23 protein-coding genes are annotated in these 24,070 nt (G+C 61.0%); 21 read left to right on the forward strand and 2 right to left on the reverse strand.

What is annotated here, in order from left to right:
- Positions 1 to 6 precede the first annotated feature (6 nt).
- Positions 7 to 1,671 carry an electron transfer flavoprotein-ubiquinone oxidoreductase gene (locus ACNFCH_RS20500; protein WP_416743530.1) on the reverse strand — a complete coding sequence of 555 codons (1,665 nt, stop codon included), beginning with the start codon at positions 1,669 to 1,671 and terminating at the stop codon, positions 7 to 9.
- Positions 1,672 to 2,218: 547 nt separating this feature from the next.
- On the opposite strand from ACNFCH_RS20500, the gene ACNFCH_RS20505 reads away from it, so the two are divergent.
- From ACNFCH_RS20505 to ACNFCH_RS20545, 9 genes are all read left to right on the forward strand, one after another.
- The gene (locus ACNFCH_RS20505) at positions 2,219 to 2,968 is read left to right on the forward strand and encodes an electron transfer flavoprotein subunit beta/FixA family protein (RefSeq protein WP_196163612.1); all 750 of its coding nucleotides are present in this window, start codon (positions 2,219 to 2,221) and stop codon (positions 2,966 to 2,968) included.
- Positions 2,969 to 3,898, forward strand: coding sequence for an electron transfer flavoprotein subunit alpha/FixB family protein (locus tag ACNFCH_RS20510; RefSeq protein WP_337157014.1), 930 nt, complete (start codon positions 2,969 to 2,971; stop codon positions 3,896 to 3,898).
- Positions 3,899 to 3,976: 78 nt separating this feature from the next.
- Positions 3,977 to 4,798: a substrate-binding periplasmic protein gene (locus ACNFCH_RS20515; protein WP_337157013.1), complete on the forward strand. Its 822-nt coding sequence runs from the start codon at positions 3,977 to 3,979 to the stop codon at positions 4,796 to 4,798.
- Positions 4,799 to 4,805: 7 nt separating this feature from the next.
- Positions 4,806 to 5,159 (forward strand): DUF4398 domain-containing protein, encoded by a 354-nt coding sequence (locus ACNFCH_RS20520; protein WP_196163614.1) that lies wholly within the window; start codon positions 4,806 to 4,808, stop codon positions 5,157 to 5,159.
- Positions 5,156 to 5,965: an OmpA family protein gene (locus ACNFCH_RS20525; RefSeq protein ID WP_337157012.1), complete on the forward strand. Its 810-nt coding sequence runs from the start codon at positions 5,156 to 5,158 to the stop codon at positions 5,963 to 5,965. Before ACNFCH_RS20520 ends, ACNFCH_RS20525 begins: the two co-directional genes overlap by 4 nt.
- 217 nt (positions 5,966 to 6,182) lie before the next feature.
- Positions 6,183 to 7,625, forward strand: a complete 1,443-nt coding sequence (locus tag ACNFCH_RS20530) for a PLP-dependent aminotransferase family protein (RefSeq protein ID WP_070092054.1) — start codon at positions 6,183 to 6,185, stop codon at positions 7,623 to 7,625.
- A gap of 61 nt (positions 7,626 to 7,686) precedes the next feature.
- The gene (locus ACNFCH_RS20535) at positions 7,687 to 8,187 is read left to right on the forward strand and encodes a hypothetical protein (RefSeq protein WP_416743534.1); all 501 of its coding nucleotides are present in this window, start codon (positions 7,687 to 7,689) and stop codon (positions 8,185 to 8,187) included.
- Between the two features lie 119 nt (positions 8,188 to 8,306).
- Positions 8,307 to 8,561, forward strand: a complete 255-nt coding sequence (locus ACNFCH_RS20540; protein WP_416743536.1) for a YkgJ family cysteine cluster protein — start codon at positions 8,307 to 8,309, stop codon at positions 8,559 to 8,561.
- A 33-nt stretch (positions 8,562 to 8,594) separates the two neighbouring features.
- Complete coding sequence (locus ACNFCH_RS20545; protein ID WP_337157009.1) at positions 8,595 to 9,200, forward strand: START domain-containing protein; 606 nt, start codon at positions 8,595 to 8,597, stop codon at positions 9,198 to 9,200.
- 72 nt (positions 9,201 to 9,272) lie between these two features.
- On the opposite strand, the gene gltA is transcribed toward ACNFCH_RS20545, so the two are convergent.
- A complete protein-coding gene (gene gltA, locus ACNFCH_RS20550; protein ID WP_043211428.1) occupies positions 9,273 to 10,562 on the reverse strand; it encodes a citrate synthase in 1,290 nt (429 codons plus the stop codon).
- A gap of 351 nt (positions 10,563 to 10,913) precedes the next feature.
- Here gltA and sdhC point away from each other — a divergent pair, with 351 nt between their 5' ends.
- The 12 genes from sdhC to ACNFCH_RS20610 all read left to right on the forward strand — a co-directional run bounded on the left by sdhC (position 10,914) and on the right by ACNFCH_RS20610 (position 24,030).
- Positions 10,914 to 11,300, forward strand: a complete 387-nt coding sequence (gene sdhC, locus ACNFCH_RS20555) for a succinate dehydrogenase, cytochrome b556 subunit (RefSeq protein WP_023628897.1) — start codon at positions 10,914 to 10,916, stop codon at positions 11,298 to 11,300.
- The gene (sdhD, locus tag ACNFCH_RS20560) at positions 11,294 to 11,662 is read left to right on the forward strand and encodes a succinate dehydrogenase, hydrophobic membrane anchor protein (protein ID WP_043211427.1); all 369 of its coding nucleotides are present in this window, start codon (positions 11,294 to 11,296) and stop codon (positions 11,660 to 11,662) included. Before sdhC ends, sdhD begins: the two co-directional genes overlap by 7 nt.
- 3 nt (positions 11,663 to 11,665) lie before the next feature.
- The gene (gene sdhA, locus ACNFCH_RS20565; protein ID WP_070092886.1) at positions 11,666 to 13,438 is read left to right on the forward strand and encodes a succinate dehydrogenase flavoprotein subunit; all 1,773 of its coding nucleotides are present in this window, start codon (positions 11,666 to 11,668) and stop codon (positions 13,436 to 13,438) included.
- Positions 13,439 to 13,449: 11 nt separating this feature from the next.
- Complete coding sequence (locus tag ACNFCH_RS20570; RefSeq protein WP_043211423.1) at positions 13,450 to 14,154, forward strand: succinate dehydrogenase iron-sulfur subunit; 705 nt, start codon at positions 13,450 to 13,452, stop codon at positions 14,152 to 14,154.
- 245 nt (positions 14,155 to 14,399) lie between these two features.
- On the forward strand, positions 14,400 to 17,231 hold the full coding sequence (locus tag ACNFCH_RS20575) for a 2-oxoglutarate dehydrogenase E1 component (RefSeq protein WP_070092885.1): 2,832 nt from the start codon (positions 14,400 to 14,402) through the stop codon (positions 17,229 to 17,231).
- A 42-nt stretch (positions 17,232 to 17,273) separates the two neighbouring features.
- Entirely contained in the window at positions 17,274 to 18,491 is a 1,218-nt protein-coding gene (odhB, locus tag ACNFCH_RS20580) for a 2-oxoglutarate dehydrogenase complex dihydrolipoyllysine-residue succinyltransferase (protein WP_416743541.1), read from the forward strand.
- Positions 18,492 to 18,583: 92 nt separating this feature from the next.
- Positions 18,584 to 20,020 (forward strand): dihydrolipoyl dehydrogenase, encoded by a 1,437-nt coding sequence (lpdA, locus tag ACNFCH_RS20585; RefSeq protein WP_416743543.1) that lies wholly within the window; start codon positions 18,584 to 18,586, stop codon positions 20,018 to 20,020.
- Positions 20,021 to 20,192: 172 nt separating this feature from the next.
- On the forward strand, positions 20,193 to 21,359 hold the full coding sequence (gene sucC / locus ACNFCH_RS20590) for an ADP-forming succinate--CoA ligase subunit beta (RefSeq protein ID WP_011534748.1): 1,167 nt from the start codon (positions 20,193 to 20,195) through the stop codon (positions 21,357 to 21,359).
- Positions 21,359 to 22,243, forward strand: a complete 885-nt coding sequence (gene sucD, locus ACNFCH_RS20595) for a succinate--CoA ligase subunit alpha (RefSeq protein WP_043211414.1) — start codon at positions 21,359 to 21,361, stop codon at positions 22,241 to 22,243. The genes sucC and sucD overlap by 1 nt, the downstream gene beginning before the upstream one ends.
- Positions 22,244 to 22,383: 140 nt before the next feature.
- Positions 22,384 to 23,157, forward strand: coding sequence for a hypothetical protein (locus ACNFCH_RS20600; RefSeq protein ID WP_337157007.1), 774 nt, complete (start codon positions 22,384 to 22,386; stop codon positions 23,155 to 23,157).
- Positions 23,154 to 23,804, forward strand: a complete 651-nt coding sequence (locus ACNFCH_RS20605; RefSeq protein ID WP_337157006.1) for a transposase — start codon at positions 23,154 to 23,156, stop codon at positions 23,802 to 23,804. The genes ACNFCH_RS20600 and ACNFCH_RS20605 overlap by 4 nt, the downstream gene beginning before the upstream one ends.
- A gap of 28 nt (positions 23,805 to 23,832) precedes the next feature.
- A complete protein-coding gene (locus ACNFCH_RS20610) occupies positions 23,833 to 24,030 on the forward strand; it encodes a hypothetical protein (RefSeq protein WP_337157005.1) in 198 nt (65 codons plus the stop codon).
- Positions 24,031 to 24,070: the final 40 nt, after the last annotated feature.

Below are 24,070 nucleotides of genomic sequence, written 5' to 3' on the forward strand. Positions count from 1 at the left end.
GCGGCCTTACATGTTCGGGTAGTTCGGCCCGCCGGCACCTTCTGGTGTGACCCAGGTGATGTTCTGGGCCGGGTCCTTGATGTCGCAGGTCTTGCAGTGCACGCAGTTCTGCGCGTTGATCTGGAAACGCTTGTTGCCGTCTTCCTGGGTGACCACTTCGTACACACCCGCCGGGCAGTAGCGCTGGGCCGGCTCGTCGTACAGCGGCAGGTTACTGGCGATCGGCACGCTGGCATCGGCGAGCTTCAGGTGGCAGGGCTGTTCTTCTTCATGGTTGGTGCTGGAGAGGAATACCGAGCTCAACTTGTCGAAGCTGAGTTTGCCATCGGGTTTGGGGTAGTCGATCTTCTGCGAATCGGCTGCAAGCTTCAGGCAGGCGTAGTCCGGCTTGGTGTCGTGCAGGGTGAACGGCAGCTTGCCACCGAACCAGTTCTGGTCGATGTAGTTGAACGCACCGCCGAGCAACGGGCCGAACTTATGCAGCGCAGGGCCGAAGTTGCGGCTGGCGAACAGCTCTTCATACAGCCAGCTGGTCTTGAAGGCGCTGACGTAGTTGTCGAGGGTGTCGCCACCTTCGCGGCCGGCGAGCAGCGCTTCGGCCACGGCGTCGGCGGCGAGCATGCCGGACTTCATGGCGGTGTGGCTGCCCTTGATCTTGGAGAAGTTCAGGGTGCCCAGGTCGCAACCGATCAGTGCGCCACCGTTGAAGACCATCTTCGGCAGCGAGTTCAGGCCGCCTTTGCAGATGGCGCGTGCGCCGTAGCTGATGCGTTTGCCGCCTTCGAGGTACTGGCTCATCACCGGGTGGTGCTTCAGGCGCTGGAACTCATCGAATGGCGAGAGGTACGGGTTGGCGTAGGACAGGTCGACGATCAGCCCGACCACCACCTGGTTGTTCTCCAGGTGATAGAGGAAGGAGCCGCCGGTGTTCTCGGCGCTCATCACGTCCAGCGGCCAGCCGGCGGTGTGCACCACCAGGCCTTGCTCGTGCTTGGCCGGGTCGATTTCCCAGATTTCCTTGAGGCCGATGCCGTAGTGCTGGACGTCGGAATCGCTGTCGAGGTTGAAGCGCTTGATCAACTGTTTGCCGATGTGTCCGCGGCAGCCTTCGGCGAACAAGGTGTACTTGGCGCGCAGTTCCATGCCTGGGGTGTACAGGCCGTCTTTGGGGTTGCCTTCGCGGTCGACGCCCAGGTCGCCGGTGATGATCCCGCGGACCACGCCATTTTCGTCGAACAGCGCTTCCTGGGCGGCGAAGCCTGGGTAGATTTCCACGCCCAGATTCTCGGCCTGTTGGGCCAGCCAGCGGCACAGGTTGCCCAGCGAGATGATGTAGTTGCCCTGGTTGTGCATGGTCTTGGGCACGAACAGGTCAGGGACCTTGGTCGAGCTGCCGGCATCCTTGAGCACATAGATGTCGTCGCGCTTGACCTCGGTGTTCAGCGGGGCGCCGAGTTCCTTCCAGTCGGGGAACAGTTCGTTCAGGGCGCGCGGTTCGAATACCGCGCCGGAGAGGATGTGGGCACCGACTTCCGAGCCTTTCTCGACCACGCAGACGCTGATCTCGTTACCGGCTTCGGCGGCCTTCTGCTTCAGGCGGCAGGCGGCTGACAGGCCCGCCGGGCCTGCGCCGACGATGACCACGTCGAATTCCATGTATTCGCGTTCCACTGGTTCTCTCCTACTCAAGGCTCATCGCTGTTGCTTGTCTTGTCTTTTTGGGTGATGGAGGGCCATGCACGACTGTGTAAGCTGTAGCTTCGTGGATGACGGACTACACCGCTTTGTCTTGGCCGCGCATTATATCTACACCACTTGGCGGGTCCAATACAAACGTTTGTTTGAATTTGCCGGAGCCCAGTAAAATCACTGGAACGCGGCTGGAGGCTGGCCGATTTGCCGTATTGACCGGAATAGGTGTTACGGTCAAGATACGAGCGGTTTTACGCTCGCCGTAGGCTGACCGCCGGGCGCAGGTGTACCCCTAAAGACCAGGCGTGGAGCAGGGTTTTCGGACCGAATCCGATTTTGTAGTGGAGTCTACACGCCACGACAGAAAATGACCCGTCGGTTTTGCCGGCGAAGTCGAAACAGGACTGTTCGGTCACAGGAAATTTCCCGCAGCCAGGAACGTTTTTAGAGGTGCCCTTGTACCCACGCGCAATCGCCGGGCATGCCCCAGGCGACATTCTTTTCACCGGAGAGTAACGAGGAATCCATGAAGGTTCTTGTAGCTGTCAAACGAGTGGTCGACTACAACGTCAAGGTTCGCGTCAAGGCGGACAACTCCGGCGTCGACCTTGCAAACGTCAAGATGTCCATGAACCCCTTCTGCGAAATCGCCGTGGAAGAAGCCGTACGCCTGAAGGAAAAGGGCGTGGCTACCGAGATCATCGCCGTTGCCGTCGGCCCGACTGCTGCCCAGGAGCAGCTGCGTACCGCCCTGGCCCTGGGTGCTGACCGCGCCATCCTGGTCGAGACCGCTGAAGAGCTGAACTCCCTGGCCGTGGCCAAGGCCCTCAAGGCCGTGGTCGACAAGGAGCAGCCACAGCTGGTGATCCTCGGCAAGCAAGCCATCGACAGTGACAACAACCAGACCGGCCAGATGCTGGCCGCGCTGACTGGCTACGCCCAGGGCACCTTCGCCTCCAAGGTCGAAGTGGCTGGCGACAAGCTCAACGTCACCCGCGAAATCGATGGCGGCCTGCAGACCGTCGCGCTGAACCTGCCGGCGATCGTCACCACCGACCTGCGTCTGAACGAGCCGCGCTATGCGTCGCTGCCGAACATCATGAAAGCCAAGAAGAAGCCGCTGGAAACTGTCACTCCAGATGCGCTGGGCGTCTCCACCGCTTCCACCACCAAGACCCTGAAAGTCGAAGCCCCGGCTGCTCGCAGCGCGGGTATCAAGGTCAAGTCGGTGGCCGAACTGGTCGAGAAACTGAAGAACGAGGCGAAGGTAATCTAAATGACTATCCTGGTTGTCGCTGAACACGAAAACGGTGCCGTTGCCCCGGCTACCCTGAACACTGTTGCCGCTGCCGCCAAGATCGGTGGTGATATCCACGTGCTGGTCGCAGGCCAGAACGTCGGTGGTGTCGCTGAAGCCGCCGCCAAGATCGCCGGCGTTGCCAAGGTGCTGGTCGCGGACAACGCTGCCTACGCCCACGCCCTGCCGGAAAACGTAGCGCCCCTGGTCGCCGAGCTGGGCAAGGGCTACAGCCACGTGCTGGCCCCGGCTACCACCAACGGCAAGAACATCCTGCCGCGCGTTGCCGCGCTGCTGGACGTCGACCAGATCTCCGAGATCATCTCGGTCGAGTCCGCCGACACCTTCAAGCGTCCGATCTACGCCGGTAACGCCATCGCTACCGTGCAGTCCAGCGCTGCGGTCAAGGTCATCACTGTGCGTACCACCGGCTTCGACGCCGTGGCCTCCGAGGGTGGTTCGGCTGCCGTCGAGGCTGTTGGCGCCGTGCACGACGCTGGCAAGTCCGCCTTCGTTGGCGAAGAGCTGGCCAAGTCCGACCGTCCTGAACTGACCGCTGCCAAGATCGTCGTCTCCGGTGGTCGCGGCATGGGCAACGGTGACAACTTCAAGCACCTGTACGCCCTGGCCGATAAGCTCGGCGCTGCTGTTGGTGCTTCGCGCGCCGCTGTCGACGCAGGCTTCGTGCCCAACGACATGCAGGTCGGCCAGACCGGCAAGATCGTTGCGCCGCAACTGTACATCGCCGTCGGTATCTCCGGCGCGATCCAGCACCTGGCGGGTATGAAGGACTCCAAGGTGATCGTCGCGATCAACAAGGACGAAGAGGCGCCGATCTTCCAGGTGGCCGACTACGGCCTGGTCGCCGATTTGTTCGAGGCGGTTCCAGAGTTGGAAAAGCTGGTCTGATCCGGCGGCTTCACTTATAAAGAAGCCCGGCCCTCCGAAACGAGGGCCGGGCTTTTTTCTGGCTGCAAGGAGTAGGACATGGAGTTTCGCAAAGCAGGCAGGGTGCTGGCCTGTATGGCGGCGTTGTCGGCGCCATTGGCAGTGGCGGCAGGCAAGTGCGAACGCCTGGTGGCGACCGGCAGCCCGGATGCTCCGCCGTATTCCTGGCAGGACCCGAAAGATCCTCGGCACCTGATCGGTGCCAATGTCGACCTGCTGCGTCAGGTCGCAGCCGAGCTTGGGGTGTCGGTCGAAGTGCTGCATGCCGGCAAGCGCGACCAGGCGCTGGAGGAAGTGCGCAGCGGGCGCATGGATCTGTTGATCGATACGCCCATGCAGGTCGAGCAGTTGACCGCCCTCGACTACATCCATCCGCCGTTGCAGCTCAATGAGTACCTGGTCTGGACCCGCCATGACGCCACGCTGGTGTTCGACGGGCCGGCGGACCTTGCCCAGTACCAAGGCAGTATTTCTGAGCGGGCCCGGTTGACCCCAGCCTTCGAGGCCTTCGCCAAGGCCCAGCTCAAGCTTGCCCCGGCACAGAATCTGACCCAGGCCTTCCAGAAGCTGGTGCTGGGCCAGGTCGACTATGTGCTCGCCGGGCGTTACTCGGGCATGGGTATGGTCCAGAGCCTGGGCATGGGCAACGACCTGATCGCCCGTGGTCTGCCGGTGGATCGGCCCGGGTTGTACCTGGCCGTGTCGCACAACTCGGCCTGCAACGACAGTTGGCTGCGCGGACAACTGGCAAAAAAACTGACAGAATTGCCGATCTCCGGGGCGTCCCAGGCCGTGCTGCAGCGCAATGTCGAGCGCTGGAAGGCGCAGATGCAGGCGCCTCTGGATGCCCCTAAACAGTAGGAATGCAATGAGAACCCAACCACTGATCCTTGCCTTGGCCATGCTCGGCCTGGCTGGCTGCGCCAACGATCCCGCGCCCAACGAGCAGATGCGTCTGTCCGAGCAGGCCTTGGAACAGGCCAAGGCCGTCGGTGCCACCGAGCAGGTGGCGGAACTGAAACTGGCCGAAGACAAGCTGGCGAGAGCCAAGGCCAACATGGCCACCGAGGATTACCGTGACGCGCGTATGCGCGCCGAGCAGGCCGAGCTAGATGCACGTCTGGCCGAGGCCCGGGTGTTGACGCAGAAGAGCGAAGAGCAGCTTCAGGTCCTGCAAACACGGGTCAAGCGTCTTCGCAAGCAGTTGGAGGTGCAGCCATGATGCGTCGTCAATCGATGGCTACACTGGCGCTGCTGGCGCTGGTCGGGTTGCAGGGCTGCGCGAGCCAGCGCAGCGAGTCGGCGCTCGATGATGCGACGGTCGCCTTCCAGAAGGTCAAGGATGATGCCGATGTGCTGCGCAGCGCACCGCGCGATGTGATTCGCGCAGGTGAATCCCTGGCCCGCGCCGAGCGTCTATCCAGCTACATCGGAACCGGCTCCGACGTGCGCCACTATGCTTATTTGAGCAAGCGCTACAGCGAGATCGCCACCGAACATGCCAACTTGGCCCTCAATCAGGAGCGCCTGGCCAAGCTCGATCTGGAGCGCCAGCGTTTGCAACTGGGGCTGCGCGAAGCCAAGTTGGCCAGCGTGCAGCAGCAGGGCAAGTGGGTCGAAGCTCAGATCGCGGCCATGGCTTCCGAGCAAAGCGATCGTGGTTTGGTGATGACGTTGGGCGATGTGCTGTTCGACACCGGCCGGGCCGAACTCAAGACCTCTGCCAGTCGCACTGTGCTCAAGCTTGTCCAGTTCCTGCAGCTCAATCCGCGTCGGGTGGTGCGGGTCGAAGGCTATACGGACAGTACCGGCCTTCCTGAAGACAACCTTGCGCTGTCGCGTGACCGGGCCCAGGCCGTGGCGGACATGCTGGTCGACCTGGGTGTGGATGAAAAGCGCATACAGGTCGAAGGGTACGGTGACCAGTATCCGATCGACGCCAATGCGTCCGAACGGGGCAGGGCGCAGAACCGTCGGGTAGAAATCGTCTTTTCCGATGACAAGGGCAAGCTCGCGCCAGCGCGTTGACCTCGGGGCGCTGTGCGCCCCCTCTCGTCGCCCTTACCGTTTTTCGGCTGCTTCGTTCGTCGGTGAAGGGTGGGTTCGTTGATTCTGTGATTGTTACCTCACTGTATTGTTGACTATTCTGCAATCTGTCCCAGTACACTTCGTAACTGTTACGGTATTCTGACTCGGCTTTGAGTCGCACAAGAACAACGAACCCGTCCGCGTTTCGAGAGCCGCCATGACCAACCTGCTGCTGTACCAGCGCATTGCCCAGCAACTGGCCGATGACATCCGTCGAGGTGTCTACCAGCCCGGTGAGCGTGTGCCCTCCGTGCGCAAGATGAGCGCTCAGCTCAATGTCAGTCATGCCACGGTGCTGCAGGCCTATGCCAACCTGGAAGATCAGGGTCTGATCCGTGCGCGGCCGCAATCGGGCTACTACGTGCACCAAACGCCGGCCCTTACCGCGCAGACTCCGGAAATCGCCCGGGTCGAGCGGCCCGGGCTGGTCACCCGTGCCAGCATCATCCAGCAGGTGTTGACCGAGGCGCGGCGAGACGGTGTCTTCCCCTTCGGGGCGGCGGTCCCGCACGTTGACTATCTGCCGGTGCGGGCACTGCATCAGCAGTTGGCCAAGGTGACGCGCTTTCATAGCCCGCGGGCTTTCAGCTACATGTTCAGCCCGGGCTTCGAGCCGCTGCGTCGGCAGATCGCCATTCGCATGCGCGACGCCGGGGTGTTGGTCGATCCCCGCGAAGTGGTGGTCACCCACGGTTGCGTTGACGCCCTGCAGATGTCGTTGCGCGTGCTGACCCGGCCGGGCGACCTGATCGCTGCCGAATCGCCCACTTATTATGGATTGCTGCAGTTGGCCGACCTGTTGGGGCTCAAGGTCATCGAGATTCCCAGCGACCCGTCGACCGGCATCAGTCTGGAAGCACTGCAACTGGCCGCCAACCAATGGTCGATCAAGGCCCTGGTGCTGACCCCGCGCCTGAGCAATCCCTTGGGAGGCACGATTCCTGAGGACAGACAAAAGCAGTTGCTGCGGTTGGCCTCGGACTTCGATATCCAGATCGTCGAGGACGACATCTATGGCGAGCTGATGTTCGAGCAGGGGCGAACCAAGGCGCTCAAGGCGTTCGATCGTCTGGATCGAGTCATCTATTGCTCGAGCTTCTCCAAGACCTTGTCGCCCGGGGTGCGGGTAGGCTGGATGATCGCGGGCCGCTACCAGGACGAGATCCAGCGCCTACAGACCTTCACCACCCATTCGGCCTGCAGCGTGACCCAGATGGGTGTGGCCGCCTACCTGGAGAACGGCGGCTATGACCGGCACCTGCGTTATATCCGCCAGGAGTACCGTAAGAACCTCAGCGCGTATCAGTTGGCCGTGCAACAGCATTTCCCTGAGGGTACGCAGATGACCAGGCCCACTGGAGGGTTCATTCTCTGGGTAAGCCTGCCGGGAAGAGTCAATACCCAAGATCTGCACGTGCGTGCGCTGGAGCAGGGGATCAGCATCGCCCCAGGGCTGATCTTCAGCAACACCGAGCAGTTCAACCATTGCATTCGGCTCAACTGCGGCATCCCGTGGAACAAGGAGGCCGAGCGAGCCGTGATCACGCTCGGTCTGCTGGCCCATCAGTTGTGCAAGTCGTCGACAGGATCACTCTTGTAAATCTTGCCAGGGGCGAACGGAACAGAGAGCATACGCACTTTTCCAGCACGCCCTGATGTCCATGAAAGCGCTTCGCTCTTTTGTCCTGTTCCTTTGTCTCGCGCCGGTGTGCTTGTCCGGTGCCCTGGCGCATGCCGCGCAGCCGGCGACCAAGGCGTCTGCAGCGCAAGTCAAGGCAGCGTCCAAGCCTGTGCGCAAGCAGGCGGCGGGCAAGGCCGGCGAGGTTGCGAGCAAGGCGCCGACCCGGGGCAAGGCCAAGCCTTCCAGCAAGGTCGTGCGCAAGAAGCCCTTGGCCAAGTCCGTTACCAAGCCGTTGTCCAAGCCAAAGTTGGACCTGAGCTTGCCTGCCGCGATGGTCGACGAGCTCAAGCCTGAAGTGGGCGATCCGGTGATGCGCCGCAAGCCGTTATTGCCGTCGATGTTTCCGCAAAAACCGGTGAGCGACGACAGCCCGTTCCAGCTCAATGGGCGTCTGATCAATAACGAAATGCAGTTGCAACTGCGCAACGACAGCCGGCATGACGTAGAGGGCGCGGCCATCGATTTCGAGTTTCGTCAGTAGGTGTTCCAACTGACTGCCGGGTCACGGCAGATTTCATCCGTTTCGCAATTTCAAACGTATGTTTGAGCGGTTACTATCCAGGGACGTTCGTCCCGTTTTGCTCTTGGGAGTCCTGTTCCATGAAATGCCGAGAGGGCTGCGGCGCATGCTGCATCGCTCCATCCATCAGTTCGCCGATGCCGCGCATGCCCCAGGGCAAGCCTGCGGGCGAGCGGTGTCTGCATCTGACCATCGACAACCTCTGCGAGCTGTTCGGTAAGCCTGAGCGGCCGGCGGTGTGTGGTGGTTTCAAGGCGGACGTGGAGGTGTGTGGCAGTGATCGCGACGAGGCGATCAGGATTCTCGGTTGGCTGGAGCAGATGACGGCGGCGTGACAGGTTGGATCTTCGACAACAAGGAACAAAACGATGAGATCGATCAAGCGTATTGCACTGCTGTGTGGCGTCGGTGTTCTGCTGTCGCCGGTTGCCTGGGCCGAGAACTGGCAGGTGGCCAAGGACGAGGAGGGGATCAAGGTTTCCCTCAGCGAAGTACCGGGCTCCAAGTACAAGGCCTATCGCGGTGTGACCGTGATCAAGGCGCCGCTGGCCAAGGTCAAGGCGTTGCAAGAGGACACTGTGGGCGCCTGCAAGTGGATCCATGAGTGCGAGTCGCAAAAGCTGCTCAAGCAGGAAGGTGCGCAGAGCTGGACCTACACCCGCTTCAATACGCCCTGGCCGGTGACGCCGCGTGATTCGATCCTGCACGTGACCACCACCGAGGAGGCTGACGGCAGCCTGGTGCGCAAGCTCGAGGAAGACCCGAAATACCTGCCGGAGGAAAAGGGCTATGTGCGTGTGGCCCAGGTTCAGGGCTTCTGGAAGCTGGTGCCCAAGGGTGACAGCACCGAGGTGACCTACCAAGTGCATACCGAGCCTGGAGGCAGTGTGCCGTCCTGGCTGGCCAACAAGTTCGTGGTGGATTCGCCGTTCAATACCCTCAAGGGGTTGCGCGAAAAGGCTGAAAAGCCCTGAGGCAGGGACGCGTTCTGCACCATAAAAAAAGGCTGCCCCGAGGGCAGCCTTTTTGCGTTCGGCTCGATGAGCTTACTTGCGGTCTTTCAGGTCGACGATGTCGCGCTGCTCGTGGCCGGTGTACAGTTGGCGCGGGCGGCCAATCTTGTACGGGCTGGAGAGCATTTCCTTCCAGTGGGAGATCCAGCCGACGGTACGCGCCAGGGCGAAGATCACGGTGAACATGCTGGTCGGGATGCCGATCGCTTTCAGGATGATGCCGGAGTAGAAGTCGACGTTCGGGTACAGCGAGCGCTCGATGAAGTACGGATCGGTCAGGGCGATCTCTTCCAGGCGCATGGCCAGTTCGAGCTGCGGATCGTTCTTGATGCCCAACTCGCTCAGGACTTCGTCGCAGGTCTTCTTCATCACGGTGGCGCGCGGGTCGCGGTTCTTGTACACGCGGTGACCGAAGCCCATGAGTTTGAACGGATCGTTCTTGTCCTTGGCCTTGGCGATGTACTTGTCGATGTTGGACACATCGCCAATTTCATCGAGCATGGTCAGTACCGCTTCGTTGGCGCCACCGTGGGCTGGGCCCCACAGTGCAGCGATGCCGGCGGCGATACAGGCGAACGGGTTGGCGCCCGAGGAGCCTGCCAGGCGCACGGTGGAGGTGGAGGCGTTCTGCTCGTGGTCGGCGTGGAGGATGAAGATCCGGTCCATTGCCTTGGCCAGCACCGGACTGATCGGTTTGATCTCGCACGGCGTGTTGAACATCATGTGCAGGAAGTTTTCCGCGTACGACAGGTCGTTGCGCGGATACATCATCGGCTGACCCATGGAGTACTTGTAGACCATCGCGGCCAGGGTCGGCATTTTTGCGACCAGGCGCACCGCGGAGATCTCGCGATGCTGCGGGTTGTTGATGTCCAGGGAGTCGTGATAGAACGCCGACAGGGCGCCGACCACGCCGCACATCACCGCCATCGGGTGAGCGTCGCGGCGGAAGCCGTTGAAGAAGGATTTCAGCTGCTCGTGAACCATGGTGTGGTTCTTCACGGTGCTGACGAACTGGGCCTTCTGCTCGGCGTTCGGCAGTTCGCCGTTGAGCAGCAGGTAGCAGGTTTCCAGGTAGTCCGATTTCTCGGCGAGTTGTTCGATCGGGTAGCCGCGGTGCAGCAGGACACCCTTGTCGCCATCGATGTAGGTGATCTTCGACTCGCAGGACGCAGTCGCCATGAAGCCAGGGTCGAAGGTGAAGTGACCAGTAGCCCCCAACCCGCGGACGTCGATAACATCGGGACCAACGGTGCCGGTTAAAATGGGCAGCTCGACGGGGGCTGCGCCCTCGATGACCAACTGCGCTTTTTTGTCAGCCATGTGGCCTCCTATTAATGCTTGAAATCATCAGACAGACCCCCCACGCAGGGCCCGCACCACTATAGAGGGATAAATTCGAATGTCAATTTGCCTAAAGGCTGGTTGAAACGCCCTCTGAGCCCTGATTTTTCACGAAATTCTCGCCCATTTACGCCTTTTGTTCATTAAAGGCAATGCGCTATTTGGGCTAGCCCCTCACGTTGTCATGAGCAGCCTAACTGTCTATACTCCGCAACCGACCGCCAGGGGCTTGCAAGCCCGTTCCGCTGGGGGTCGTCGCTCCCTGGGTGGTGGGTACCTGACCAGTACACTTACCAACAACTTTGCCCTGTTAGCTAGGGGCTCTTCAGTGTGAAAAAAGCCGTGAAAAGCCAACGACCTGTAAACCTAGACCTAAGGACCATCAAACTCCCGATCACCGCGTACACGTCCATTCTTCACCGTATCTCCGGCGTCATCCTGTTCCTTGGCCTGGCCATCATGCTTTACGCATTGGGCAAGTCGCTGGGTTCCGAGGAGGGCTTTGCCGAGGTGAAGGCGTGTCTGACCAGTCCGCTGGCCAAACTGGTGACTTGGGGCCTGCTGTCCGGCCTGCTGTACCACCTCGTTGCAGGTGTACGTCACCTGATCATGGACATGGGTGTCGGTGAGACGCTCGAGGGCGGCAAGCTGGGCTCGAAAATCGTGATCGTCATCTCCGTGGTGCTGATCGTTCTGGCGGGAGTTTGGGTATGGTAACTAATGTCACGAACCTGTCGCGTTCGGGCCTCTATGACTGGATGGCGCAGCGCGTATCTGCGGTCGTTCTCGCGGCTTACTTCATCTTCCTGATCGGCTACGTCGCCGTTCACCCGGGTCTCGACTATGCCCAGTGGCACGGTCTGTTCTCCAACAACGCGATGCGTATCTTCAGTCTGCTGGCACTCGTTGCCCTGGGCGCTCACGCCTGGGTCGGCATGTGGACCATTGCCACCGACTACCTGACGCCGATGTCCTTCGGCAAGTCGGCGACTGCGATTCGTTTCCTGTTCCAGGCTGTATGCGGCGTTGCGATGTTCGCGTACTTCGTCTGGGGTGTGCAGATTCTCTGGGGTATCTGATCCATGGCTAGCATTCCAACCATTTCTTTCGACGCCATCATCATCGGTGGCGGCGGTGCCGGCATGCGCGCTGCGCTGCAGCTGGCCCAGGGCGGTCACAAGACTGCCGTAGTCACCAAGGTCTTCCCGACCCGTTCGCACACTGTATCTGCCCAGGGCGGCATCACCTGCGCCATCGCTTCGGCCGACCCGAACGACGACTGGCGCTGGCACATGTACGATACCGTCAAGGGCTCCGACTATATCGGTGACCAGGACGCTATCGAATACATGTGTCAGGAAGGCCCGGCTGCGGTCTTCGAACTGGATCACATGGGTCTGCCGTTCTCGCGTACCGAAACCGGCCGTATTTACCAGCGTCCATTCGGTGGCCAGTCCAAGGACTTCGGCAAGGGTGGCCAGGCCGCCCGTACCTGCGCCGCTTCCGACCGTACCGGTCACGCGCTGCTGCACACCCTGTACCAGGGCAACCTGAAGGCAGGCACCACCTTCCTCAACGAGTACTACGCCGTTGACCTGGTGAAGAACCAGGACGGTGCTTTCGTCGGTGTGATCGCAATCTGCATCGAAACCGGCGAAACCCTGTACATCAAGTCCAAGGCCACCGTTCTGGCCACTGGCGGTGCGGGCCGTATCTACGCCTCGACCACCAACGCCCTGATCAACACCGGTGACGGTGTCGGCATGGCCCTGCGTGCCGGCGTACCGGTGCAGGACATCGAAATGTGGCAGTTCCACCCGACCGGCATCGCCGGCGCCGGTGTTCTGGTCACCGAGGGTTGCCGCGGTGAGGGTGGCTACCTGATCAACGCCCACGGCGAGCGCTTCATGGAGCGTTACGCGCCGAACGCGAAAGACCTGGCCGGTCGCGACGTTGTCGCCCGCTCCATGGTCAAGGAAATCATCGCCGGCAACGGCGTGGGCCCGAACAAGGACCACGTACTGCTGAAGCTGGATCACCTGGGCGAGGAAGTGCTGCACAGCCGCCTGCCAGGCATCTGCGAACTGTCCAAGACCTTCGCCCACGTCGACCCAGTGGTCGCGCCGGTTCCGGTCATCCCGACCTGCCACTACATGATGGGTGGTATCGCCACCAACATTCATGGCCAGGCCATCACCATGGACGCCGAAGGCAAGGACCACATCATCCCGGGTCTGTTCGCCGTGGGTGAAGTGGCGTGCGTATCGGTTCACGGTGCCAACCGCCTGGGCGGCAACTCGCTGCTGGACCTGGTGGTCTTCGGTCGCGCCGCCGGTCTGCACCTGGAGAAGGCGCTGACCGAAGGTGTCGAGTACCGTGATGCCAGCGACACCGACGTCGACGTTGCCCTGAACCGTCTGAACAAGCTCAACGAGCGCACCACTGGCGAAGACGTTGCCAGCCTCAAGCGCGAGCTGCAGAGCTGCATGCAGAACTACTTCGGTGTATTCCGTACTGGCGAATACATGCAGAAGGGTATCGCTCAGCTGGCTGGTCTGCGTGAGCGTATCGCCAACGTCAAGATCAACGACAAGTCCCAGGCCTTCAACACCGCGCGTATCGAAGCGCTGGAGCTGCAGAACCTGCTGGAAGTCGCCGAAGCTACCGCCATCGCGGCCGAAGCCCGCAAAGAGTCCCGCGGCGCTCACGCCCGTGAAGACTATGAAGACCGTGACGACGAAAACTGGCTGTGCCACACCCTGTACTACCCGGGTGAGAAGCGCGTCGCCAAGCGTGGCGTCAACTTTGCGCCGAAGACAGTTCCTGCCTTCGAACCAAAAGTCCGGACTTACTAAGGGTGGCCGCTATGTTGCAAGTCGAAGTTTATCGTTACAACCCGGACACCGATTCGGCGCCTAAGATGCAGACCTTCCAGGTCGACACCGGTGGCAAGGATCTGATGGTCCTGGACGTGCTGGCACTGATCAAGGAGCAAGACGAGGGCTTCTCGTACCGTCGCTCCTGCCGTGAAGGCGTTTGCGGTTCCGATGGCATGAACATCAACGGCAAGAACGGCCTGGCCTGCATCACCCCGCTGTCGTCGGTGGTCAAGGGCAACAAGCTGGTTCTGCGTCCGCTGCCAGGTCTGCCGGTCATTCGTGACCTGGTCGTCGACATGAGCATCTTCTACAAGCAGTACGAGAAGGTGAAGCCGTTCCTGCAGAACGACACGCCGGCCCCGGCCATCGAGCGTCTGCAGTCGCCGGAAGACCGCGACAAGCTGGACGGTCTGTACGAGTGCATCCTGTGCGCTTGCTGCTCGACCTCCTGCCCATCGTTCTGGTGGAACCCAGACAAGTTCTTGGGCCCCGCTGCGCTGCTGCAGGCCTACCGCTTCCTGGCTGACAGCCGTGACACCAAGACTCAGGAGCGCCTGGCGTCCCTGGATGACCCGTTCAGCGTATTCCGCTGCCGCGGGATCATGAACTGCGTAAACGTTTGCCCGAAAGGTCTGAACCCGACCAAGGCAATCGGTCACGTACGTAACATGCTGCTGCAAAGCGGCACCTGATTCAAAATGTTGCACCAGCAGTAAGCCGAGGTGCGGGCGCTGAGCCCGCACCAAGGTAAAACCCGAGCAAGGGCCCACAAAGCCCGCGCTCATTACCTATGAAGATATGAGACCAGCAGGGGCTTCCGGGCTGGTACCCGGAAAATCAGCAGGATCCAGGTGGCGTGGTTCAGTCGCTGTGTTCGGACTTTTCCAGGTTTGCTGTGGCTCTTGCCGATCAGTCCCCTAACCGAGGGTGACCAAGCATGCAAGAAAGCGTGATGCAGCGCATGTGGGAAAGCGCCCACCTTTCAGGTGGTAACGCTGCATATGTGGAAGAGCTTTATGAGCTCTACCTGCACGACCCTAACGCTGTGCCAGAAGAGTGGCGCACCTACTTCCAGAAGTTGCCCGCCGACGGCAGCACCGCTACCGATGTATCGCACTCTACAATCCGCGACCATTTCGTACTGCTGGCAAAGAACCAGCGCCGCGCCCAACCGGTTTCCGCCGGGAGCGTGAGCAGTGAACACGAGAAGAAGCAGGTTGAAGTTCTGCGACTGATCCAGGCCTATCGTATGCGCGGCCATCAGGCTGCCAAGCTCGACCCGTTGGGGTTGTGGCAGCGTCCTGCGCCCGTAGACCTGTCGATCAATCACTACGGCTTGACCAATGCCGATCTTGATACGACCTTCCGTGCCGGCGACCTGTTCATCGGCAAAGAGGAAGCGAGCCTACGCGAAATTTTCGATGCGCTGCAGAAGACATATTGTCGCACCATCGGCGCCGAGTTCACCCACATCGTCGATTCCGAGCAGCGCAGCTGGTTCCAGCAGCGCCTGGAAAGCGTACGTGGCCGTCCTGAATTCTCCGCCGACGTGCAAACTCACCTGCTCGAGCGCGTCACCGCGGGCGAAGGCCTGGAAAAATACCTGGGCACCAAGTACCCAGGTACCAAGCGCTTCGGCCTCGAGGGCGGCGAAAGCCTGATCCCGATGCTGGACGAAATGATCCAGCGCTCCGGCTCCTACGGCACCAAGGAGGTCGTGATCGGCATGGCCCACCGCGGTCGTCTGAACGTGCTGGTCAACACCTTCGGCAAGAACCCGCGCGAGCTGTTCGACGAGTTCGAAGGCAAGAAGATGAACGAGCTGGGCTCCGGTGACGTCAAGTATCACCAGGGCTTCTCCTCCAACGTGATGACCCCTGGTGGCGAAGTTCACCTGGCCATGGCGTTCAACCCCTCCCACCTGGAAATCGTCTCGCCGGTGGTGGAAGGTTCGGTGCGCGCCCGTCAGGACCGTCGCAACGACACAGTGGGTGACAAGGTTCTGCCGATCTCGATCCACGGTGACGCTGCATTTGCCGGCCAGGGCGTGGTCATGGAAACCTTCCAGATGTCGCAGACCCGCGGTTTCAAGACCGGCGGTACCGTGCACATCGTGATCAACAACCAGGTTGGTTTCACCATTTCCAACCCGTTGGACTCGCGTTCGACCGAGTACGCCACCGACGTCGCCAAGATGATCCAGGCGCCGATCCTGCACGTGAACGGCGATGATCCGGAAGCGGTGCTGTTCGTCACCCAGCTGGCCATCGACTATCGCATGCAGTTCAAGCGTGACGTGGTCATCGATCTGGTCTGCTATCGTCGTCGCGGCCACAACGAGGCTGACGAACCGAACGGCACCCAGCCGCTGATGTACCAGCAGATCAGCAAGCAGCGCACCACCCGTGAGCTGTATGCCGACGCACTGATCCAGGCCGGTCGTATCGATGCCGAGCGCGCTCAGGCCAAGATCGACGAGTACCGCAACGCCCTGGACAACGGTCTGCACGTGGTCAAGAGCCTGGTCAAGGAGCCGAACCGCGAGCTGTTCGTCGACTGGCGCCCATACCTGGGCCATGCCTGGACCGCGCGTCACGATACCCGCTTCGACCTCAAGACCTTGCAGGACCTGTCGGCCAAGCTGCTCGAGCTGCCGGAAGGCTTCGTCGTCCAGCGTCAGGTCGCGAAGATCTACGAAGATCGCCAGAAGATGCAAGCCGGTGGCTTGCCGATCAACTGGGGTTATGCAGAGACCATGGCCTACGCCACCCTGCAGTTCGAAGGTCACCCGATCCGCATGACCGGCCAGGACATCGGCCGTGGTACCTTCTCGCACCGTCATGCGGTGTTGCACAACCAGAAGGACGCCAGCACCTACGTGCCGCTGCAGAACCTGTTCCCGGGCCAGCCGAAGTTCGAGCTGTACGACTCCTTCCTGTCGGAAGAAGCGGTACTGGCATTCGAATATGGCTACTCCACCACCACGCCGAACGCGCTGGTGATCTGGGAAGCCCAGTTCGGTGACTTCGCCAACGGTGCTCAGGTCGTGATCGACCAGTTCATCACCAGTGGCGAGCACAAGTGGGGGCGTCTGTGCGGCCTGACCATGCTGCTGCCGCACGGCTACGAAGGTCAGGGCCCTGAGCACTCCTCGGCGCGTCTGGAGCGTTACCTGCAGCTGTGCGCCGAGCACAACATCCAGGTCTGCGTACCGACCACCCCGGCTCAGATCTACCACCTGCTGCGTCGCCAGGTCATCCGTCCGCTGCGTAAGCCGCTGATCGTCCTGACGCCGAAGTCGCTGCTGCGCCACAAGCTGGCTATCTCGACCCTCGAAGAACTGGCCGAAGGCTCGTTCCAGACCGTGATCCCGGAAGTCGACACCCTCGACCCGGCCAAGGTCGAGCGTCTCGTGCTGTGCAGCGGCAAGGTCTACTACGATCTGCTGGAAAAACGCCGTGCCGAAGGCCGCGAAGACATCGCCATCGTGCGTATCGAGCAGCTGTATCCGTTCCCTGAGGACGACCTGGTGGAAATCCTGGCGCCTTACACCAACCTCAAGCACGCGGTCTGGTGTCAGGAAGAACCGATGAACCAGGGCGCCTGGTACAGCAGCCAGCACCACATGCGCCGTATCCTGACCCGCCACAACAAGGCGCTGGTCCTGGAATACGCCGGCCGCGACGCTTCTGCCGCGCCAGCCTGTGGCTACGCTTCGATGCACGCCGAGCAGCAGGAAAAACTGCTGCAGGATGCCTTCACTGTCTAACGCCTTCGCGCACCTGAAACCGAATTTAAGGAAACACTGACAATGGCTATCGAGATCAAAGCCCCAACCTTCCCGGAATCGGTCGCCGACGGCACCGTTGCCACCTGGCACAAGAAGCCGGGCGACGCCGTCAAGCGTGACGAGCTGATCGTAGACATCGAGACCGACAAGGTCGTCCTGGAAGTCCTGGCCACCGCCGACGGCGTGCTGGGCGACATCGTCAAGGGCGAGGGCGACACCGTCCTGTCCGACGAAGTCCTGGGTTCGATCGTTGAAGGCGCCGCCGCTGCAGCAGCTCCTGCTGCCGCACCGGCCGCTGCCGCTCCGGCTGCCGCCGAGGCTGGCGAAGAAGACCCCGTCGCCGCTCCAGCCGCTCGCAAGCTGGCTGAAGAGAACGGCATCGATCTGGCCTCGGTTGCCGGCACCGGCAAAGGCGGTCGCGTCACCAAGGAAGACGTGGTTGCTGCTATCGCCAACAAGAAGGCTGCACCTGCCGCCGCTCCAGCTGCCAAGCCTGCCGCCGCTGCCGCTGCACCTGTGGTCACCGCCGCAGGCGATCGCACCGAGAAGCGCGTGCCAATGACCCGTCTGCGCGCCAAGATCGCCGAGCGTCTGGTCGAAGCCCAGTCGAGCATGGCCATGCTGACCACCTTCAACGAAGTGGACATGACCGAAGTCATGGCCCTGCGTTCGAAGTACAAGGACCTGTTCGAGAAGTCCCACAACGGCGTACGCCTGGGCTTCATGTCGTTCTTCGTCAAGGCTGCCACCGAAGCTCTGAAGCGCTTCCCGGCCGTCAACGCCTCGATCGACGGCAATGACATCGTCTATCACGGTTATGCTGACGTCGGCGTCGCCGTCTCCAGCGATCGTGGCCTGGTGGTTCCGGTCCTGCGCAACGCCGAGTCGATGTCGCTGGCCGAAATCGAGAACGGCATCGCCACCTTCGGCAAGAAGGCCCGTGAAGGCAAGCTGGCCATCGAAGAGATGACTGGCGGTACCTTCACCATCACCAACGGTGGTACCTTCGGTTCGATGATGTCGACCCCGATCGTCAACCCGCCGCAGGCTGCCATCCTGGGTATGCACAACATCATCCAGCGTCCGATGGCGATCAACGGCCAAGTGGTCATTCGCCCGATGATGTACCTGGCGCTGTCCTACGATCACCGCCTGATCGACGGCAAGGAAGCGGTAACCTTCCTGGTGACCATCAAGAACCTGCTGGAAGATCCGGCTCGTCTGCTGCTGGACATCTAACGCACTGTCGCACGCTGCAAACGGCACGCTTCGTGGAAGCTCGCCGTCTTGCAGCGTGCGGCTTGCAGCTTGAAGCTTAAAAGGAATCTTTTATGACCCAGAAATTCGACGTGGTAGTGATTGGTGCAGGTCCTGGCGGCTATGTGGCCGCGATCAAGGCTGCTCAGCTCGGCCTCAAGACCGCCTGCATCGAGAAATACACCGACGCCGAGGGCAAGCTGGCCCTGGGCGGTACCTGCCTGAACGTGGGTTGCATTCCTTCCAAGGCCCTGCTGGACAGCTCCTGGAAGTACAAGGAAGCCAAAGAGAGCTTCAACGTCCACGGTATCTCCACTGGTGAAGTGAAGATGGACGTCGCCGCGATGGTTGGCCGCAAGGCTGGCATCGTCAAGAACCTGACCGGTGGCGTCGCCACTCTGTTCAAGGCCAACGGTGTGACCTCGGTCCAGGGCCACGGCAAGCTGCTGGCTGGCAAGAAGGTGGAAGTCACCAAGGCTGACGGCACCACCGAAGTCATCGAAGCCGAAAACGTGATCCTGGCTTCCGGCTCGCGTCCGATCGACATTCCGCCGGCTCCGGTCGACCAGAAAGTCATCGTCGACTCCACCGGCGCCCTGGAATTCCAATCGGTACCCAAGCGCCTGGGCGTCATCGGCGCTGGCGTTATCGGTCTGGAGCTGGGTTCGGTATGGTCCCGCCTGGGTGCTCAGGTGACCGTCCTGGAAGCCCTGGACACCTTCCTGATGGCCGCTGACACCGCGGTTTCCAAGGAAGCCCAGAAAACCCTGACCAAGCAAGGTCTGGACATCAAGCTGGGCGCTCGCGTGACCGGCTCGAAGGTCAATGGCGAGGAAGTCGAAGTCACCTACACCGACGCCAATGGCGAGCAGAAGATCGTCTTCGACAAGCTGATCGTGGCTGTAGGCCGTCGTCCAGTGACCACCGACCTGCTGGCTGCCGACAGCGGCGTGACCATCGATGAGCGTGGCTACATCTACGTCGACGACTACTGCGCCACCAGCGTACCGGGCGTCTATGCCATCGGTGACGTGGTTCGTGGTCTGATGCTGGCGCACAAGGCCTCGGAAGAGGGCATCATGGTCGTCGAGCGCATCAAGGGCCACAAAGCCCAGATGAACTACGACCTGATTCCGTCGGTCATCTACACCCACCCGGAAATCGCGTGGGTCGGCAAGACCGAACAGGCCTTGAAGGCCGAGGGCGTTGAGGTTAACGTGGGCACCTTCCCGTTCGCGGCCAGCGGCCGTGCGATGGCAGCCAACGATACCGGCGGTTTCGTCAAGGTCATCGCCGATGCCAAGACCGACCGCGTCCTGGGCGTTCACGTGATCGGCCCATCGGCTGCCGAGCTGGTTCAGCAAGGCGCAATCGCAATGGAATTCGGCACCAGTGCCGAGGATCTGGGCATGATGGTCTTCAGCCATCCGACCCTGTCCGAAGCGCTGCACGAAGCAGCGCTGGCTGTGAATGGCGGTGCCATTCACGTCGCCAACCGTAAGAAGCGTTAATTATAAGAAACCACGGCGGGCTGCCCGTCGTGGGTCTTGCGTGCAAGACTCACCGCGGAACGTCCGCCGGACCGGATCACACGGGAAAACCCGGGGTCAACGGTCACAGGTGGTGCGGCGCCAGTGATGGCGCAGCGCCGAAGCGCAGTACCTAACGAAGACGGTAAAAAGCATGAATCTTCACGAGTATCAGGGTAAACAGCTGTTCGCTGAATACGGCCTGCCAGTTTCCAAGGGTTTCGCAGTCGATACCCCTGAGCAAGCTGCAGAAGCCTGCGACAAGATCGGCGGTTCGGAGTGGGTCGTTAAGGCCCAGGTCCACGCGGGTGGTCGCGGTAAGGCGGGCGGCGTCAAGCTGGTTCGCAGCAAGGAAGACGCCAAGGCGTTCGCTGCACAGTGGCTGGGCAAGAACCTGGTCACCTACCAGACCGATGCCAACGGTCAACCAGTTTCCAAGATCCTGGTCGAATCCTGCACTGACATCGCCAAAGAGCTGTACCTGGGCGCTGTAGTCGATCGCTCGAGCCGCCGCATCGTGTTCATGGCCTCCACCGAAGGTGGCGTGGACATCGAAAAGGTCGCTCACGAAACTCCTGAGAAGATCCTCAAGGCTACCATCGATCCGCTGGTCGGCGCCCAGCCGTTCCAGGGTCGTGAACTGGCATTCCAGCTGGGTCTGGAAGGCAAGCAAGTTCAACAGTTCGCCAAGATCTTCGTTGGCCTGGCCAAGCTGTTCAAGGATCACGATCTGGCCCTGCTGGAAGTGAACCCGCTGGTCATCAAGGCCGACGGCGACCTGCACTGCCTCGATGCCAAGATCAACATCGATGCCAACGCCATGTACCGTCAGCCGAAGCTCAAGACCTTCCACGACCCGTCCCAGGACGACGCCCGTGAAGCCCACGCTGCCAAGTTCGAACTGAACTACGTTGCCCTTGAAGGCAACATCGGCTGCATGGTCAACGGTGCTGGCCTGGCCATGGGTACCATGGACATCGTCAACCTGCACGGCGGCAAGCCAGCCAACTTCCTGGACGTTGGCGGTGGCGCCACCAAAGAGCGCGTGACCGAAGCGTTCAAGATCATTCTGTCCGACAGCAATGTCGCGGCCGTTCTGGTCAACATCTTCGGCGGCATCGTTCGTTGCGACATGATTGCCGAAGGCATCATCGGCGCGGTGAAAGAAGTCGGCGTTAAAGTTCCGGTCGTCGTTCGCCTCGAAGGCAACAACGCCGAACTGGGCGCTAAAGTACTGGCAGAAAGCGGTTTGAACATCATTGCGGCAACCAGCCTGACCGACGCTGCTCAACAAGTTGTCAAAGCTGCGGAGGGCAAGTAATGAGCGTCCTGATCAATAAAGACACCAAAGTCATCTGCCAGGGCTTCACCGGCTCGCAGGGTACTTTCCACTCCGAACAAGCCATCGCCTACGGCACCAAGATGGTTGGCGGCGTGACCCCAGGCAAAGGCGGTACCACCCACCTGGGCCTGCCGGTGTTCAACACTGTCAAGGAAGCTGTCGAGGCCACCGGCGCCGAAGCTTCGGTCATCTACGTTCCGGCTCCGTTCTGCAAAGACTCGATCCTGGAAGCTGCCTTCGGCGGCATCAAGCTGATCGTCTGCATCACCGAGGGTATTCCTACCCTCGACATGCTGGACGCCAAGGTCAAATGCGACGAGCTGGGCGTACGCCTGATCGGCCCTAACTGCCCAGGTGTCATCACCCCGGGCGAGTGCAAGATCGGCATCATGCCAGGCCACATCCACCTGCCAGGCAAGGTCGGTATCGTTTCCCGTTCCGGCACCCTGACCTACGAAGCGGTCAAGCAGACCACCGACGCCGGCTTCGGCCAGTCGACCTGCGTTGGTATCGGCGGTGACCCGATCCCGGGCTCCAACTTCATCGACATCCTGAAGCTGTTCCAGGAAGACCCGCAGACCGAAGCGATCGTCATGATCGGTGAGATCGGTGGTTCGGCTGAAGAAGAAGCCGCGGCCTACATCAAGGCCAACGTGACCAAGCCTGTCGTTTCCTACATCGCTGGCGTTACCGCGCCTGCGGGCAAGCGCATGGGCCACGCTGGCGCCATCATCTCCGGTGGCAAGGGTACTGCGGACGAGAAGTTCGCCGCCCTGCAGGACGCTGGTGTCAAAACCGTGCGTTCCCTGGCTGACATCGGCAAGGCCCTGGCCGAGCTGACAGGTTGGGAAATGAAGAAGTAATACCGCTACACCCCCCACGCGCACAGAGGCCACCTTCGGGTGGCCTTTGTCGTTTCTGGGAATAGCTTCCTTCTTACTGATGCGTTTCCTGTAAGAGATCATCCTGCTCGAGATCGGAAGAGCAGAGGTCGGGAAGCATTATGGAAGCATTATTGCGTGGGAAGCTGGAGCCTGCGGAACTGGTGGAACAAGTGAGGCACACCGATATGCGGGCTGTCGTCGACAGGGCGTGGCAGGGTTTCAAGGAGCGTATGGACGGCGAGTCGGAGCAGGTGCGCAAAGCGTTGCTGTTCGGCGCGGTCGCCCATTTCAGTGAGCGTCTGCGGCTCAGTCCGGAGCAAGAACCTGTTGCCTTGGACGTCACGCGGGTGCACTCGGCAGCGAATCATCTTTATTCCACATCCGGTTACAGTATCTGGTTTGCGCCGGTTGGCTTCGATTACCCCTTGCAGTTGTTTCGCCGCCAAGCCAATCGCTTGTGCAACGGCACGACGGTAACGGTGACCCCTCATTCACCGGTGCTTGTGGACGGTGCATGCACGGTTGCCGCACTGTGCACCGGCGAAGCCTCGCAGCGCCTGGTATTCAGCCTCAACCTGCCGATCCCCGGCAGCGACATCGAAGTGTTCGACCGCCAGACGCTGGCGCGTATCGCCTGGTTCCCCGCCGATATGCAGGTTTCGCGTTTTCTCCTCTTGCTCGATGCACTTCGACGCATAGGCGACCCCAACCTGGCGCGGGTCGCACGTGAGCTGCTTTACCATCATCACCCGGCTGTTCGTTGGCAGGCCTTCGAAGTATTGATGGAATGTTCCCCCGAGCAATGCGAGCAGTACCGCGAAATCCTCGGCTCGCTGCCCGATTCAGGGCTCGATGCCATGCTCTCGGATTACCTTCAGCGGGGGGGCGTATGAAACTGGACACGTTCATCGAACGTATCGAACAGCGGGATCTGGAGCGAGAGCATGACGCTATGAGTGCCGACCTCCTGGCCCTCGCAGAAAATCGCGGCCTGCTCGGAGAGAGCATGTACCAGCACATCCAGCAATACGCGTTCAGCCGTGGCGATCAGGCGTACAACCCACATGGTTTCGCGCTGTATGCCTCGCAACGTGTATCGCTGCGCATGACCTGCTGGTTGCCTGCGCGGGCGCAGGCTGAGCGGCAAACCTTTATCTATGGCTTGCCCCATACCCATGACTTCGAGCTGTATGCCGTGGGTTACCAAGGTGGTGGCTATGGCACCGTGAAATACCCTCTACTCAATGGGCCGCAAGTCGACGAGCGGACCAAACCGATACTGGGCGACCCCGAGCAAATCCGCTTGAGCCCTGGTCGGCTTTTATACATGCGAGCTTTTGACGACCTGCATTACCAAATTCCTCCAGAGGAGTTTTCCTTGTCGTTGGCACTGATGGTCGCCGTGCCTGCCAGCAGGCGCAATGGGCGCCGGGAATGGTGCTTCGACGCGTCTATGCAGCCGACCTACTCGGGGCTTGGCTCGCAGGAACAACAGATTTATCAGCGCATCGAGGCGCTGTGGCAAGCACATCAATCCTGATGTAACCGTGTCCTATAAGGAGAAAACCATGCAAAAACCTGTTTGGGCCGATGCCCGTCTTTACAATGCCGGTAGCGAAACCACACCTCAGACCGGTACCCGGCCCAAGGAGCCTTGCAGCGGCGGCGGCTTTTATTGGGGGCCGCGGTACAATTTCGGCGACCTTCATGAAATCAAGCGGTTTTGGCAGGCCTCCAGGTCCCGTGTGGACATGAAGCAAGCCTGAGGCTGCACCCTCCCAGGAAAGCCGGCTTCCTCGGGGGGGG

Source organism: Pseudomonas sp. NY15354 (genome assembly GCF_048068075.1).
Lineage (GTDB): Bacteria > Pseudomonadota > Gammaproteobacteria > Pseudomonadales > Pseudomonadaceae > Aquipseudomonas > Aquipseudomonas guariconensis_C.